The sequence below is a fragment of the Pseudomonas sp. GW822-FHT04H02 genome, assembly GCF_058800645.1.
Genome location: NZ_JBXAMM010000004.1, coordinates 383,178 through 398,240 on the forward strand (window position 1 = coordinate 383,178; position 15,063 = coordinate 398,240).

General features: G+C 65.5%; 13 protein-coding genes. 4 read left to right on the forward strand and 9 right to left on the reverse strand.

All coding sequences use genetic code 11. The features are described 5' to 3' along the window. Positions 1-170: 170 nt before the first annotated feature. Positions 171-671 (reverse strand): Lrp/AsnC family transcriptional regulator, encoded by a 501-nt coding sequence (locus tag AC1RMG_RS19180; protein WP_493170255.1) that lies wholly within the window; start codon positions 669-671, stop codon positions 171-173. Between the two features lie 121 nt (positions 672-792). On the opposite strand from AC1RMG_RS19180, the gene AC1RMG_RS19185 reads away from it, so the two are divergent. The 4 genes from AC1RMG_RS19185 (at position 793) to AC1RMG_RS19200 (ending at position 5,792) form a co-directional block, all read left to right on the forward strand. Then, on the forward strand, positions 793-1,821 hold the full coding sequence (locus AC1RMG_RS19185) for a histone deacetylase family protein (RefSeq protein ID WP_026020116.1): 1,029 nt from the start codon (positions 793-795) through the stop codon (positions 1,819-1,821). Between the two features lie 58 nt (positions 1,822-1,879). Next, complete coding sequence (gene ocd / locus AC1RMG_RS19190; RefSeq protein ID WP_103290009.1) at positions 1,880-2,941, forward strand: ornithine cyclodeaminase; 1,062 nt, start codon at positions 1,880-1,882, stop codon at positions 2,939-2,941. A gap of 160 nt (positions 2,942-3,101) precedes the next feature. Continuing rightward, positions 3,102-4,514: an amino acid permease gene (locus tag AC1RMG_RS19195; protein WP_041118874.1), complete on the forward strand. Its 1,413-nt coding sequence runs from the start codon at positions 3,102-3,104 to the stop codon at positions 4,512-4,514. A gap of 117 nt (positions 4,515-4,631) precedes the next feature. Continuing rightward, entirely contained in the window at positions 4,632-5,792 is a 1,161-nt protein-coding gene (locus tag AC1RMG_RS19200) for a hypothetical protein (RefSeq protein ID WP_065364338.1), read from the forward strand. A 3-nt stretch (positions 5,793-5,795) separates the two neighbouring features. Here the strand turns inward: AC1RMG_RS19200 and AC1RMG_RS19205 are convergent, their stop codons facing one another. The 8 genes from AC1RMG_RS19205 to AC1RMG_RS19240 all read right to left on the reverse strand — a co-directional run bounded on the left by AC1RMG_RS19205 (position 5,796) and on the right by AC1RMG_RS19240 (position 15,010). Then, positions 5,796-6,971 (reverse strand): acetyl-CoA acetyltransferase, encoded by a 1,176-nt coding sequence (locus tag AC1RMG_RS19205; RefSeq protein ID WP_011061920.1) that lies wholly within the window; start codon positions 6,969-6,971, stop codon positions 5,796-5,798. 109 nt (positions 6,972-7,080) lie between these two features. After that, entirely contained in the window at positions 7,081-7,593 is a 513-nt protein-coding gene (locus tag AC1RMG_RS19210; protein WP_047337179.1) for a hypothetical protein, read from the reverse strand. An 81-nt stretch (positions 7,594-7,674) separates the two neighbouring features. Beyond that, positions 7,675-8,649 (reverse strand): cyclase family protein, encoded by a 975-nt coding sequence (locus AC1RMG_RS19215; RefSeq protein ID WP_026020115.1) that lies wholly within the window; start codon positions 8,647-8,649, stop codon positions 7,675-7,677. Between the two features lie 193 nt (positions 8,650-8,842). Beyond that, positions 8,843-9,601: an SDR family oxidoreductase gene (locus tag AC1RMG_RS19220; protein ID WP_011061923.1), complete on the reverse strand. Its 759-nt coding sequence runs from the start codon at positions 9,599-9,601 to the stop codon at positions 8,843-8,845. Between the two features lie 48 nt (positions 9,602-9,649). Continuing rightward, the gene (locus AC1RMG_RS19225) at positions 9,650-11,098 is read right to left on the reverse strand and encodes an aldehyde dehydrogenase family protein (RefSeq protein ID WP_125063346.1); all 1,449 of its coding nucleotides are present in this window, start codon (positions 11,096-11,098) and stop codon (positions 9,650-9,652) included. Positions 11,099-11,102: 4 nt separating this feature from the next. Then, positions 11,103-12,215, reverse strand: coding sequence for a tartrate dehydrogenase (locus tag AC1RMG_RS19230; protein WP_041118883.1), 1,113 nt, complete (start codon positions 12,213-12,215; stop codon positions 11,103-11,105). 161 nt (positions 12,216-12,376) lie between these two features. Next, positions 12,377-13,279 (reverse strand): LysR family transcriptional regulator, encoded by a 903-nt coding sequence (locus AC1RMG_RS19235; protein ID WP_065364340.1) that lies wholly within the window; start codon positions 13,277-13,279, stop codon positions 12,377-12,379. Between the two features lie 84 nt (positions 13,280-13,363). Next, positions 13,364-15,010 (reverse strand): phospholipase D-like domain-containing protein, encoded by a 1,647-nt coding sequence (locus AC1RMG_RS19240; RefSeq protein WP_401025123.1) that lies wholly within the window; start codon positions 15,008-15,010, stop codon positions 13,364-13,366. Between the last annotated feature and the right edge of the window lie 53 nt (positions 15,011-15,063).

Sequence of the window (15,063 nt, forward strand, 5' to 3'; positions counted from 1 at the left end):
CCTGGGGCCGGGGCAGCGCCGCGGCCAGGCGCTGCTGCTTCTGCATCCATGGCCTGCTCAACACTGCTGTTGCCTGCCTCGCTGGAACGCGAGCGCACGACCGCGCCGAAAGTACCTGCATGGCAATCATTGAATAGCCCGGCACAAAAAATCGAAAATCTGATGCCGCCCTACCTGGGTGGCGGCTGGGGAATCGCCAGGCGGCTGGTGGCCTTGACCTCGCGCAGCGCCAGGCTGGACTGGATCGAGGCAATGCCCGGCTGGCGCCTGAGCACGTGCTCGACAAAGTCGCTGTAGCTGTCCAGGTCACGGGCCAGCACCTGCAGCAGGTAGTCGGCGTCGCCGGTGATCTTGTGGCAGGCCTGGACCTCGGGCAGGCGCATGATCACCGTCTCGAAATCGTCCGGGGTCTGGTCGGAGTGGGTGGCGAACCGCACATGGACGAAGGCCAGGATGTCCAGCCCCAGCAGGCGCCGGTCGAGGTTGGCCTGGTAGTCCCTGATCACCCCCTCCTCCTCCAGGCGCTTGCGCCGCCGCCAGCAGGGGGTAAGGCTCAGGGACAGGCGCTCGCTGAGCTCGGCGTTGGAAATGCTCGCGTCCTGCTGCAACAGCGCAAGAATCGCCAGGTCGGTGTCGTCGAGGTTAACGCTGCGAGTCGTTTTTTTCACAATCAGCCACCAACGGGGAAAATATTACCCAAAACTCTAATTGCACCCGAACAAAAAGCAAAGAATTCGCAGCCATGCCGGAACAAACTATTTGCACCGGACAATAACAATGGATGCGTTCAGCATGCTTACCGTCTTCAGCGAATCCCACCGCCTGCACCATGGCACCGAATTGAAGGATGGCGTGCTCAAGCCCTCCTTCGAGCAACCCAGCCGCGCCGACACGGTGCGAGACCGGGTGCGCCACGTGGGGCTTGGCGAGATCATCGGCCCGCGGCGCTTCGACCGCGCCTGCTACGTGGCCGCCCACAGCGAACGTTACGTCAGCTTCCTGGAAAACGCCTGGAGCGAATGGACCGCCACCGGCCGCAGCCACGACGCCCTGCCCCTGGTGTGGCCGGTGCGCGACCTGGCCAACCAGCAGGTGCCCGAATTCATCGACGGCAAGCTGGGTTTCTTCGCCATGGACGCCGGCTCGCCGATCACCGCCACCACCTGGGATGCGGTGCGCACCAGCGCCGATATCGCCCTCACTGCCCTGGCCCTGATCGATGAAGGCCAGGACAGCGCCTTCGCCCTGTGCCGCCCGCCGGGGCATCACGCCGCACGGGAATACATGGGCGGCTACTGCTACCTGAACAACGCCGCCATCGCCGCGCAGCACGCCATCACCCGGGGCGCCAGGCGGGTGGCGGTGCTGGACGTGGACTTCCACCACGGCAATGGCACCCAGAACATTTTCTATGACCGTGGCGACGTGCTCTTCGTCTCGCTGCACGGCGACCCGGCCGTGTCCTACCCCTACTTCTCGGGCCATGCCAGCGAGCGCGGCAGCGGGGCCGGCGAAGGCTGCAACCTGAACCTGCCCCTGCCGAAGAACACCACCTGGCAGCACTACCGCCAAGCGCTGGAGCTGGCCTGCAAACAGTTGCGGGCCTTCGCTCCCGAACTGCTGGTGGTGTCCCTGGGCGTGGACACGTTCAAGGACGACCCCATCAGCCACTTCCTCCTGGAAAGCGAAGACTTTCTCGGCATGGGCCAGATCATCGCCACGGTGGGCACGCCCACCCTGTTCGTGATGGAAGGCGGCTACATGGTGGATGAGATCGGCATCAATGCGGTCAATGTGCTGCACGGCCATGCCAACCGCTAGCGCGCGCCAGGCGCGCTCTCCCGCAGTGTTCAACGTTCCGACCGAGAGGGAAATCACCATGACCTTGTTTATCGATGTGGATCAGGCAGCGGCGCTGTACAAGCGCCTGGGTGTCGCCAGGGCGATCCGTGAAATGGCCGGTTATATCCAGGCCGACTACCTGCGCTGGCAAGCCTTCGAAAAGTCCCCGCGCACCGCCAACCACTCGCCCACCGGAGTCATCGAACTGATGCCCGCCGACGATGGCCAGCAGTACGCCTTCAAGTACGTCAACGGCCACCCTGGCAATCCGGCCCGGCAGTTGCTCACGGTCATGGCCTTCGGCGTGCTGGCCGAGGTGGACAGCGGCTACCCGGTGCTGCTCAGCGAACTGACCCTGACCACCGCGGTACGCACCGCCGCCACCTCGGCCCTGGTGGCCCGTGCCCTGGCGCGCCCGGACAGCCGAACCATGGCGCTGATCGGCAATGGCGCCCAGAGCGAGTTCCAGGCCATCGCCTTCCACGACATGCTCGGCATCGACGAGCTGCGGATCTTCGACATCGACCCGGCCGCCTCCCGCAAGCTCAAGCACAACCTGCAAGCCTGGCCGGGCCTGAAGGTGCGCATCGCCGAGTCGGTGGCCGATGCGGTCAAGGGCGCCGACATCGTCACCACGGTGACCGCGGACAAGGCCTACGCCACCATCCTCACCCCGGAGCTGATCGAGCCCGGCATGCACCTCAATGCGGTGGGCGGCGACTGCCCGGGCAAGACCGAGCTGCACGCAGAGATCCTGCGCAATGCCCGGGTGATCGTCGAGTTCGAGCCGCAAACGCGCATCGAGGGTGATATCCAGCAGTTGCCGGCGGACTTTGCGGTGACCGAATACTTCCGCATCGCCCAGGGCCTGGAACCGGGCCGCGAGCATGCCCGGCAGGTCACGGTGTTCGACTCGGTGGGCTTTGCCCTGGAGGACTTCTCGTCCCTGCGCTACCTGCACGACCAGGCGCGCGAACACGGCATTGGCGAGCGGATCCACCTGGTGCCGACCCCGGCCAACATCAAGGACCTGTACCAACTGATCGGCCAGGGCCCCGACGCCGCCACAGGCGCCCCGCGCCGCCTGGCCAGCGGCTGAGGCAATACCCCCATGGCCGCTGCACGGGAAAACGCCCCGTGCCCCTGTGCAGCGGCCCAACCCGAACCGGTTGCGCCACCCCGACCTACAACCACAGCGCGCAGCCCCAGCCACCCTGCACTGCCAAAACTCGACAACTATAAAATCAAGAGGTTTTGTGATGACTCCAGATACCCTCGGGGCCCCTGCGCGCCCCGTGCTGCAACGCACCCTGCATAACCGTCATATCCAGCTCATGGCCATGGGCGGCGCCATCGGCACCGGGCTGTTCATGGGCTCGGGCAAGATCATCGCCATGTCCGGTACCTCGATCATCCTGATCTACATGATCATCGGCCTGTTCGTGTACCTGGTGATGCGCGCCATGGGCGAGCTGCTGCTGTCGAACCTGCAATTCAAGAGCTTCGCCGACTTTGCCGGCGCCTACCTGGGGCCGCGCGCGGCGTTTTTTCTCGGCTGGTCCTACTGGCTGAGCTGGAGCGTGGCGGTGGTGGGCGACGCCGTGGTGGTGGGCGGTTTCTTCCAGTACTGGTTCCCCGGGGTGCCGGCCTGGATGCCCGCGGTCAGCATGATGCTGACGCTGTTCGCCCTCAACGTGCTCACGGTGCGGCTGTTCGGCGAAGTGGAGTTCTGGTTCGCCATCATCAAGATCATCGCCGTGGTCACCCTGATCGGCGTCAGCCTGGTGCTGATCGCCAGTTCGTTCGTCTCGCCCTCGGGCGTGACCGCCTCGCTGGGCCACCTGCTGGACCGGCAAGCGGCCTTTCCCCACGGCCTGCTGGGCTTCTTCGCCGGGTTCCAGATGGCGATCTTCTCCTTCGCCGGCACCGAGCTGATCGGCACCGCCGCCGCGGAAACCCGCGACCCTCACAGCACCCTGCCCAAGGCCATCAACGCCATACCGCTGCGGATCATCCTGTTCTACGTGCTGGCCCTGGCCTGCATCATCGCCGTGACCTCCTGGCAGCAGGTGTCGCCGAACAAGAGCCCGTTCGTCGAGCTGTTCCTGATTGCCGGCTTCCCGGCGGCGGCGGGCATCGTCAACTTCGTGGTGCTGACCTCCGCCGCTTCCTCGGCCAACAGCGGCGTGTTCTCGGCCAGCCGCATGCTCTTCGGCCTCGCCGACCAGGGCAATGCGCCGCGCCTGTTCAAGCGCCTGTCGGGCCAGAGCGTGCCGGTCATCAGCCTGAGCTTCACCACCCTGCTGATGCTGCTGGGGGTGTTGCTGCTGTACGTGGTTCCCGAGGTGATGACCGCCTTCACCCTGGTGTCCACGGTGTCGGCGATCCTGGTGATCTTCACCTGGTCGACCATCCTCGCGTCCTACATCGCCTACCGCAAAAAGCACCCGCAACTGCACGCCCGTTCGCACTACAAGATGCCCGGCGGCGTGCCCATGGCCTGGTTTGCCCTGGCCTTCCTGCTGTTTGTCCTGTGCCTGCTGGCCCTGCGCCCGGACACCCGCCTGGCGCTGTGCGTGATGCCGGCGTGGTTTGTCTGGCTGGGCATTGCCTATCGCCTGACGGCGGGGCGCAAGGGGCGGGTTCATGGCCGGGCGGCATACCCGCGCTGAAGCGCAACAGTGCCAGGGATGGCACTCCCGGCTGCGGCTCAAAACGTAAAAACATCGACACACCCCCTGCGGTCTTGGTCTACTCGCGCGCCATCAACGTAGCCAGGGAGTGCTCACATGCAAGTCGCAGGCCCCACCTTTGAAGAGGTGTTAAGGAAGAATTTCAAGCGCGTGCTGACCTATTGGAGCCAGATCGGCACGGTCATGGGCTTGAGCGCCGTCGGGTTGGGGTTGATCAGCCTGTACATGTACACCCGGGCGATTGGCCGCACCGACCTGTTCATGGCTTCGATCGATGCAAAGTCGGCGCTGATGATCTGGCTGGTCATAGTGCTGGTGCTCATGAGCGCGTTTCTGTTTCTGCTGACCGTCACCACTCTGCTGTTCTGGCTGTCCGCCAGCCTGTTTCACAGAACCCCGGGGCGCCTGAAGGATGTAGTGGTGTGGCTGACACTCCCGTTCCTGGTGGGGTTCCTGGGATATGTCGTTGTCATTTACTACACCTCAGGCTGGCTGCCGGTAGGGCAATCCCTGCTTGGGCTGCTAGTGCTGTTTCTGCTCAGTTGCTGGGGGGTACTGTCACGCCCGGCGTTCAAAAAGGTAATTGAGGAAAACCTGACACCCACCAGGGACAAAATGGACTTTCTGCTTGTGTTGCTGACCTGCCTGCTTGGCACGCTCTGCGCAGCGCTCTTCCCCAGCCTGGTGACACTCAATGCCTATGTGAGTGAAGTCAGCAGCGACTCCCCGCACTATGTGGCGGCATTGAATCTGCTGATCCTGATCCTTACGTTGCTACCGGTCGTGATTTTCTACCACAAGGCCGGAAGCCTCAATAAACGCATCCTGTATTCGATATTGTCGGTGGCACTGTTTGCCCTGGCGTTTCTGTTTGTACTGCCCGGGGCCATGAGCAAGGTCACCTACAAGGCCGCAGGAGGGCTGGATGTACGCCAGGACGAAATCGAACGCTTCGTCCTGCTGGACGATCTCGAACTGCATGACCTGGACCCGCTGATGTGGAATACCCGCCTGACCTCGCAGCGCCACCTGGAGGTTCAGGGTTTTCAGCTGTTCTCTTTCGGTGAAACGCTGTTGATCTGTCCCAAGGGGCTACGCAACTTGCGGCTCAACCAGATGCACACCTATACCCGCCACTGCATCAAGACCCGCAACAGCTCGGTGACCCGTAAACCGCCAGGACCGCTGTACATCTCTCAACCGGCCTGTGCCAGCCTGGCGCCCCCTGCGACATGCTGGAAGCCGCAGGGTTCCTGACGCTTACACCCTGACGGCCTGCAACACCGAGGCGTAGTTGGCCACCGCCATGCCGCCCATGTTGAACAGCAGGCCGAACTCCGGCGAGCGCGCGGCGAGGCCAATGGGCTCGCCGGTCAACTGGCGAAAGCCCAGGGCATGCATCGACACACCGGTGGCGCCCACCGGATGTCCCTTGGCCTTGAGCCCGCCGGAGAGGTTCACCGGCAGGCGTCCGTCGGCATTCACCCAGCCTTCGTCCAGGGCTCGATGGCCTTCGCCCTTGGGCGCCAGGCCCATGGCTTCGTAGATCAGCAGTTCGGCGATGGTGAAGCAGTCGTGGACTTCGGCGAACGCCAGGTCGTCCAGGCCCAGGCCGGCTTCGTGCAAGGCGCCCTGGATCGCCAGTTGCGGGCCTTCGAAGGCCAGCACGTCGCGGCGCGCCATGGGCAGGAAGTCGTTCACCTGGCTCAGGGCGCGGATCGCCACTTCACGGCGGAACTCCCGGGCCCGGCGCGGCGACGCGAGGAGGATCGCCGCCGCGCCATCGCTGATCAGCGAACAGTCGGTCAGACGCAGGGGCTCGGCGATCAGCGGGTTGCCGGGCGAAACGCTGTTGCAGTGGGCAAAATCCATGGCCCGATGCATCTGCGCCAGGGGGTTGGCCATGGCGTTGGCGTGGTTCTTCACGGCAATCGCCGCCATGGCAGCCAGGGGGCTCTGGTAGCGCTCGGTGTAGCGCTGGGCCACTTGGCCGAACAGTTGGGCAAAGCTCAGGCCGGCCTCTTGCGGGTCGTTCTGGTAGCCGGCCCCGGCCAGGGCCCGGGTGACCTCGGCGGTGCTGTTGCCGGTCATCTTTTCCGCCCCCACCACCAACACCAGTTCGGCGGCGCCGCTGCGGATCGCGTTGATCCCGGCCTGGATCGCCGCCGAGCCGGAAGCACAGGCGTTTTCGCAGCGGGTGGCCGGCTTGAAGCGCAACTGCGGGTCGGCCTGGAGCATCAGGGACGCGGGAAAACCATCAGGCACCAGCCCGGAGTTGAACTGGCCGAGAAACAGCGCATCGATCGCCCCGGCGTCAATGGCGGCGTCCACCAGCACGTCGCGGGTGACCTGGACAACCAGGTCTTCCAGGCTGCCATCGAGGCGGCCAAAGCGGGTGTGGGCCGCCGCGACGATGCAAACGGATTCATGGTTCATGGGGGTTCTCCTGTACTGAAGGCGGGTGGTCCCGGCCAGCGGCCTGCGTGCGCAAGGGCCCTCGGCCGGGGTGACTGCCCATCAGTGTAGGTAGTGTTGCGCCAGGTGCTCAGGTCAGCGCGGCCTGGGCATCCAGGCGCAGCAGTTGCAAAGGTTCCAGAGTGGAGCCCTGCAAAGATTCCCCGGCATACAGCGCCTCGTTGGCCATGGCCATTTCAGCGCTGCGGCCGGCAACCATTTCGTAGGTCTTGCGCGGCAGGACCTCGCTCCAGCCGTTTTCAAAGGTGTTGTAGGCCAGGGTCAGCGCGGCGGTGAAATAGTGCTGGCCGGCCACTGGAATCCGGACCTCCTGGCCCGCCTCATCCAGGGCGATGAAGTGATTGGGCAAGTGCTCCACCCCCAGGCGCTTGAGCACTATCCAGGAGAAGGCCGACGGCACGAAGACGTTGAGTTTTTCTGCGGCGATGGCCGAGTAGCCACGCTCCTGCAGCAGTTGGACGATGTCGTCTTCACTGGCCTCGGGGTGGCCGGCCATCAATTCCAGGGTATCGAGCACACCCTGATGGGCACTGGCATGATCCAGGCAGCAACTGCAGTCCGGCGAATGTGAATCGTCATGCATGATCGGTCGATGATCCCTATCGGTCTTGGTGAGGGGGCGCAGGATAAACCCTGCGCCCGCCTCGCCACCAGCAAACAGCGGTTACTTGATGACGATGGGGTTCACCGGCGCTCCGCTGCCGCCGACGATCTTCAGCGGCGCGGCGGTGTAGAGGAAGGTCCACTGGCCATCGGCGGCGCAATCCTCGGCCAGTTCTTCAAGCAGCACGATCTCGGTGAAGGCGATCCCCAGGTTGCGCATCAGCGCGCAATGCAGGGGAATCTGCACCCCGGACACCGGGTCGGTGATCACCTCGTTGGCGATGGTGTCGGTGACCAGATTGGGGATCTCCATCTGGTTGAACCAGTCCACCAGTTCCCGGCTGTAGGTCAGCCCGGGTTCCACCAGGTCCTTGAAGAACTCGGTCTTGCCGTACTCGTAGAAGGCGCCCATGGAACCGGTGCGGATGATGAGGATGTCGCGCTTCTCGATGGCCACGCCCTGGGCCTGGGCAGCGGCCAGCAGGTCCAGGTGGTTGAAGGTCTCGCCGCGCCCCAGGTACTTCTTGCCGCGGTGCCGGGCCATGTCGATCAGCACCGCACGGCCCACCACGCCGCGCTCGGCAATCGGCAACACACTGGCCTTGGCCATGCCGCCGACAGTGCTGCTGGCGTCGTAGCCGTTCCACAGCTGGTTGTCGTACCAGGCATGGCCCAGGGCGTCGTACTGGGTCGAGCCCTGCAGCTGCATGAAGATCACGTCGTCGCAGTACTCGGCGCCACCGGTCATGGAGGGCTGCTTGCCGGCCTGATAGTGGCTGCGGTCCAGGGTATTGAAACGCATCGACGGGTTGCGTGCCGGCCACATCGGGTCGCCGCCGGGATGGCCGATCTGCACTTGCAGGGTGAAGGTCTTGCCCTGGCGCACGGCCGCCACGCCCCGCAGTACCTCGGCCTGTTGCAGGTAGTTGAGGGCACCGACTTCGTCGTCCGGGCCCCACTTGCCCCAGTTCTTTGGCAGGCCTTCAAGCAGTTGCCGGGTATTGGGGTGGTTCTTGTTGTTCTCGATCCCACACATGTCGAATGCACTCCATTGATTGGGTTGAAACGGGCGAAAATGCTCGCGTGGCCTTGCCTGGCGATCAACCGTCAAGCCCCGGCGCCCCCTGGAACCTTGCGGCCCTGCGGGCCGTTCGCAGCCTGCGGCAGCGGCTACACGAAGCGCAGATCACACGCGCCGGGGGCTCTGGCCTGGAGGGTTTTACAGATCATCAGACGCAACGTCCACCATCCACTTCCAGACAGGTGCCGGTGATGAAGGCCGCCTCGTCAGAGGCCAGGTACAGGCAGGCGTTGGCCACATCCTGGGGGGTGGAGAAGCGCCCCAGGGGAATGGTGGCCATGAACTTCTGGCGGTTTTCCGGGGTGTCCGGCACCCCCATGAACTCACTGAGCAGGGCCGTGGCGCCCACCACCGGGTTGACGCAGTTGACGCGGATGTTGTCCGGCCCCAGCTCGGCGGCCATGGTCTTGCTCATCACCACCACCGCGCCCTTGCTGCCGTTGTACCAGACCAGCCCCGGACGCGGCCGGATCGCCGCCGTGGAGGCGATGTTGATGAACACCCCGCCGCCCTGGCCACGAAAATGCGGCACGAAGTGCTTGGCGCTGAGGAAGATGCTTTTGACGTTGACCGCGAACACCCGGTCGAACTCGGCCTCGTCCACTTCCAGCATCGGCCGGTTGCGGTGGGTGGTGCCGGCGTTGTTGACCACGATGTCCAGGCCGCCGTATTGCTCCAGGGTGTTGCGCAGCAGCGCGGCAACGCTGGCGTCCTGGGCCACGTTGACCTCGATGAAGTGGGCCTGGCCGCCGGCATCGCGGATTTCCTGCGCCACCCGCTGGCCGCCCGTGGCGTTCATGTCGGCGATTACAACCCGGGCGCCCTGCTGGGCGAAGGTCTTGGCGATGCCTTCACCAAAGCCGGAACCGGCGCCGGTGACGATGGCAGTTTTATGGGCTAGACGCATGCTAGTGACTCCTGTTTTTGTTGTTATTGGCCGCCGTAGTGGCGGCCCTCAGTCGTGACGAATGGCGATGGTCTTCAAGGCGGTAAAACCCAGCAGGGCCTCGAAGCCTTTCTCGCGCCCGTAGCCGCTGGCCTTGACTCCGCCAAAGGGCAGTTCGACGCCGCCACCGGCGCCGTAGTTGTTGATGAACACCTGGCCACAGCGCAGCTTGTGAGCCATGCGCAACTGACGCGCACCGTCCCGGGTCCAGACCCCGGCCACCAGGCCGAAGGCGCTGTCGTTGGCCAGGCCAATGGCCTCGGCCTCGTCCTCGAAGGGCATCACCGCCAGCACCGGGCCGAACACTTCCTCCCGGGCCAGGCGACTGTCTGGCGGCACATCGCGAAACAGCACCGCTTCGTGGAAGTAGCCGCCGCTGCCGGCCTCGGCCACCACCTGCCCACGCGCCGCCACCCGGATACCGGCGGCCTCGGCCTCGCGGACGAACTCCCGGACCTGGCGCAGCTGTTTCTGGTTGATCAGCGGGCCCATGTCCAGGTCCAGCTCCGAGGGCCCGGCGCGCAGTTGGCCAAAGCACTGGGCCAGGCGTTCCAGCAGCGGTTCATACAGGCTGCGCTGCACCAGCAGGCGGCTGCCGGCGGAACAGGTCTGGCCGCAGTTCTGCACGATGGCGTTGATCAGCACGGGCAGCGCCCGCTCCACATCGGCATCGGCGAAGACGATCTGCGGCGACTTGCCGCCCAGCTCCAGGGTTACCGGGCAATGCCGTTCGGCCGCCGCCTTGGCCACCAGGGCGCCGGTGCCGGTGGAACCGGTGAACGAGATATGCGCGACGCCAGGATGGGCGCACAACGCGGCACCGGCTTCGTGGCCATAGCCGCTGACCACATTCAGGCTGCCCGCCGGGAAGCCGACCTGGGCCGCCAGCTCCGCCAGCCGCAGCAGCGACAGGCTGGCGTCCTCGGCGGGCTTGACCACGCAGGCATTGCCCGCCGCCAGGGCGGCGCCGACGCTGCGGCCGAAGATCTGCATCGGGTAGTTCCAGGGAATGATGTGCCCGGTAACGCCATGGGGCTCGCGCACCGTGAGCACGGTGTAGCCGGCCTGATAGGGCAAGGTCTCGCCGTGGAGCTTGTCGGCGGCCCCGGCGTAGTACTCGAAATAGCGCGCCAGGGCGGTGGCGTCGGCGCGGGCCACCTTGAGTGCCTTGCCGGTGTCCCGGGCTTCGATCTGCGCCAGCTCTTCGTGGTGCTCCAGCACTGCATGACTCAGGCGCGCCAGCAGACGCCCGCGCTCCAGGGCCGAGAGGCTGCCCCAGGGGCCGTCGAAATTGTCCCCCAGGGCCCGTTGCGCGGCCTGCACCGCCAGGTCGATATCGTCGGCAGTGCCCCGGGCGATCCGCGCGTAGCTGATGCCGGTGCTGGGGTCCTGCACCGGAATGTCTTCGGCCCAGGATGAGGCTTGCCATTGGTTGTCGATGTAGTGTTCGAGGGTCATCTGTTCAGCTCCTGTTTCCAGCCAGACACTCGGCAATCGCCCGCCCGACTTCCACGGTGCTGGCGGTGCCGCCCATTTCCCGGGTGCGCGGCCCTTCGGCGAGCACCGTCTCGATGCTTTCGACAATCGCCGCCGCGGCCCGCTGGTAAAGTTCGTCGCCCTGCCCCAGGTGTTCGATCATCAGGGCCGCCGACCAGATCTGGCCGATGGGGTTGGCCACGCCGAGACCGGCGATATCCGGCGCCGAACCATGCACCGGCTCGAACAGCGAGGGGTACAGGCGCTCCGGGTTGAGGTTGGCCGAGGGCGCAATGCCGATGGTGCCGGTGCAGGCCGGGCCCAGGTCGGAGAGGATGTCGCCGAACAGGTTGGAGGCCACCACCACGTCGAACCAGTCCGGGTGCTGGACGAAGTGCGCGCAGAGAATGTCGATGTGGAACTTGCGGGTCGCGACCTGAGGGTAGGCCTGGGCCAGCGCCTCCACCCGTTCGTCCCAGAACGGCATGGTGATGGCGATGCCGTTGGACTTGGTGGCCGCCACCAGGTTGCGCCGGGGCCGGCGGCTGGCGAGTTCGAAGGCGTAGTTCACCACCCGGTCCACACCATGGCGGGAAAACACCGACTCCTGCAGGGCAATCTCCCGCGGGGTACCCTCCCACATGCGCCCGCCGACGCTGGAATACTCGCCCTCGGTATTTTCCCGCACCACGATGAAATCGATGTCCCCGGGCGCCCGGCCGGCCAGCGGGCACGGCACCCCGGGCATCAGCCGCACCGGGCGGATGTTCACGTACTGGTCGAACTGGCGGCGGATCTTCAGCAGCGAATCCCAGACCGCAATATGGTCGGGCACGATGTCCGGCGCGCCCACGGCGCCGAAGAAGATCGCCTCGTGGCCACCGATCTGCTGCGCCCAGTCGTCGGGCATCATGCTGCCATGGGCCTGGTAGTGCTCGCTGCACCAGTTGAAATGATCGAATTGCAAGGCGATGCCGAAGCGCCGGCTGACGGCTTCCAGCACACGCAGGCCTTCGGGGACCACTTCGCGGCCGATGCCGTCACCGGCGATCACCGCAATGCGATGGGGAGGTTTTACAGCGGGATTGATCCTGGACAAGCCGTCTCTCCTGGTCTGACGTGTTGTTGTTATGGAGGCAGGTCAAGCGCACGGGCGAGCCCATTCTGGCCACAGCGCGGGGCCAGTGGGAATTGCTCATTATGGAAACCGCCTTCGCAAAATTCGAAGGCGCGCGGGAAGAGTCCTGCTATGACCGGCGGCTAGCCCGCGGCTGCCGCGGCCTGCTCGCAACCAGCCAGGTAGTCGAACAGCTCGCGGCTGGCCAGGGACGGCTGTTCCTGGCGCCGGCAGAGGTACATCTGGCGGTCGGCCCAGGGGTCGTCGATTTCGATAAAACGCAAGGCCATCTCCTTGCGAAAGATCTGCACGGCCCCCTGGGGCAGCACCCCCACGCCCTGCCCTGCGGCGATCAGCCGGCACACGGCCTCGAAGCTGCGCACCTGCACCCGCAGGCGCAAGGGCATGCTCACCGCCGCGGCCGCCTCGCTGATCAGGGGAGTGATCGCGGCGTTGTCCTCCAGGCCGACGAAGTCATAGCCCAACAGGTCCTGAAAGCGCGCGCGGCTCATCTTGAACGGGTGGTCCTGGGGCACGATCAGGCACAACCGGTCGCGGCAATAAGGGATGAAATGCAGGTCCTGGCCCCGTGGCCGGGTGGTGACGATGCCCACATCGGCCACGCCGTCACGCACCGCCAGGAGGATCTCGCGGCTGCGCTCCTCGCGGATGTCCACGCGAATGCCCGGGTGCAGGTCGCTCCACTGGGTCAATTGCCGGGGCAGTTCCTGGCTCATGGCCGAACTGTTGGCGTACAGGCTGACCCGGCCGGTGGCACCCTTGGCGAAGTCGGCCAGGTCGGCGTGCATCACATCCACCGCCCGCAGCAGGCTTCGCGCGTGCTCGGCCAGGGCCTGCCCCGCCGCCGTCGGCAATACCCCGGTGGAGGTGCGGGTCAGCAGCGCCACCTTGAAATGCTGCTCCAGGAGCGACAGGCGCCGGCTCGCGGCGGACAGCGACAGGTGCGACTGCTCGGCGGCCCGGGACAGGTTGCCCAGGGTCAGGGCCTTGAGAAACAGCTCGATGGAGGTCAGGTCCGGGGCCATGGCAGGGTCCTTGTGCGCGGTCCGTGAAAACTACCCAGTCGGGCGCGCCCTGTCCAACCTTGTGGCGGCTGCTCGCAGCCCCGGTCAGCGCCCGGAAAAACGCAGCCGCGACAGCTGGCGCAGATCCCCTTCCAGGTAGTAGGCGTTGCTCCAGCTGTCGTCCACCGCCAGGGGCTGGACCTGCTTGAGGGCCAGTTGCCTGGCGAAGTAGCGGAAGCGGTAGTGTTCGTAGAACCGCAGCAGCTCCAGGCCGTAGCGGTCCGCCAGGTCGATGTCGCCGCGGATGATCAGGAAGTTCTCGTCATTGCTCTGGCTCGCGCCGACGCTGAGGTTGTGACTGCCGCTGATGATCACCGGCGCCTCGCTGGTGAAGTCGGTGACGATGGCCTTGGTGTGCACCAGCAGGTTGCCCTTCTGGCCTTTGAGCCCCTCCTTGAGCCAGCCCTCCAGGCCATTGTTGAGCAAGGCGGTGGCGGCGAACTCGGCCGTGCGGTCGGCGTGAAAACCGGTGATGCGACTGGCGGTGTTCTGCAGGCCGTAGCGCAACACATCGTCGTGGGGCTGGCCGAGCAAGGCATCGAGAATGCTGTCGGGCAAGGCGAAGGCGGTGACGAACAGCAGGTCGCGGCGGGCGCCGTTGATGATATCGACGAACTCCGCGAGGTCGCCCTGGCCGCTGCGCGGGGAAAACCCGGCGAACAGCGACGCCTGCGGCTGCATCGGGTTGTTCCGGGTCAGCCAGGTGCGCGTGGCGCCGACATCCGCCGGCGTCGCCCAGACCTGTTCGAACACCTCCAGGTAGCGCGTGGCGATGTCCACGTGGTCGAGGCTGTGCAACACGTTGGCCTGACGGTAGACACCATTGGCGGTGAAGTTGGTGCTGCCGCACAGCACCGATTGCGGCTGGCGCTGGCCGGCGGCGTCGAGGCGGCCGAGGACGATGAACTTGTCGTGGAAGATCGCGTGGGTCACCCGCCCGCGCTTATTGGCCTCGGGCAGGTGCTGCAGGCTGGCCTGGTTCATCGTGGTGTCGGCATCGCCGGGGGCGGCGTGGTAAAGCACCCGCACCTGTACGCCGCGGTCGAAGGCCGCATTGACGGCATCGATGATCGCCTGCAACTGGTACTCGTAGATGGCGATGTCCAGGCTCCAGCTGGCGTCCGTGGCGCGCTGAATGAACCCCAGCAGCGCCTCCAGCAGGCCGTTTTCCAGCCACTGGCGGGGCGCGTCCGGCCACTTTTCGATGGGCAGGTTCTTGTTGGCGCTGAGCAACGCATCGAGCTCGGGAAACTTGCGCGAGAACGCCTGGCTGGCAGCCACCGCACGGTTGAAGATCACCCGCTGGCCGGGAGGCTGGCCGTTGTCGGCGGTGATGCTCAACTGCAGGGACTCGCCCAGTTGCGGCGCGTCCGGGCTGCCATAGGCCAGGTGCACCCGGTAGTTGAGGGTGGCACCGGGGTTGACCGCGTAGTCGGCCCAGCGGAATTTCTGTAGGGGCGCCTGATCGCTGGGGGTGGCGTTGTATTGGGGGAAGGTATGGGCCTTGCCGGGGAAGGTCAGGCTGTTGAACAGAAACAGCCAGGGCTTGCTGCCGGTCTGTTTTTCGATGGCAAAACCCAACAGGCCCTGGCGCCGCGACGCATCCAGGTCCATGGCCAGCAGCACCCCGTTGGTTCCGGCATAGGCCTTGACCCGGAAATCGTCCTTGTCGTTACGCACCAGTACCCGCATGAAGTCACTCCTGTGAAAGACAGCGCAAAGCGTAGCCGCTTCCCGCTCCGGCA

Coding starts and splice junctions, on each gene's coding strand:
- ocd (WP_103290009.1), top strand. CDS start 1,880: ATGACCTTGTTTATCGATGTGGATCAGGCAGCGGCGCTGTACAAGCGC.
- AC1RMG_RS19240 (WP_401025123.1), bottom strand. CDS start 15,010: ATGCGGGTACTGGTGCGTAACGACAAGGACGATTTCCGGGTCAAGGCC.
- AC1RMG_RS19220 (WP_011061923.1), bottom strand. CDS start 9,601: ATGCGTCTAGCCCATAAAACTGCCATCGTCACCGGCGCCGGTTCCGGC.
- AC1RMG_RS19235 (WP_065364340.1), bottom strand. CDS start 13,279: ATGGCCCCGGACCTGACCTCCATCGAGCTGTTTCTCAAGGCCCTGACC.
- AC1RMG_RS19195 (WP_041118874.1), top strand. CDS start 3,102: ATGACTCCAGATACCCTCGGGGCCCCTGCGCGCCCCGTGCTGCAACGC.
- AC1RMG_RS19215 (WP_026020115.1), bottom strand. CDS start 8,649: ATGTGTGGGATCGAGAACAACAAGAACCACCCCAATACCCGGCAACTG.
- AC1RMG_RS19225 (WP_125063346.1), bottom strand. CDS start 11,098: ATGACCCTCGAACACTACATCGACAACCAATGGCAAGCCTCATCCTGG.
- AC1RMG_RS19210 (WP_047337179.1), bottom strand. CDS start 7,593: ATGCATGACGATTCACATTCGCCGGACTGCAGTTGCTGCCTGGATCAT.
- AC1RMG_RS19205 (WP_011061920.1), bottom strand. CDS start 6,971: ATGAACCATGAATCCGTTTGCATCGTCGCGGCGGCCCACACCCGCTTT.
- AC1RMG_RS19200 (WP_065364338.1), top strand. CDS start 4,632: ATGCAAGTCGCAGGCCCCACCTTTGAAGAGGTGTTAAGGAAGAATTTC.
- AC1RMG_RS19185 (WP_026020116.1), top strand. CDS start 793: ATGCTTACCGTCTTCAGCGAATCCCACCGCCTGCACCATGGCACCGAA.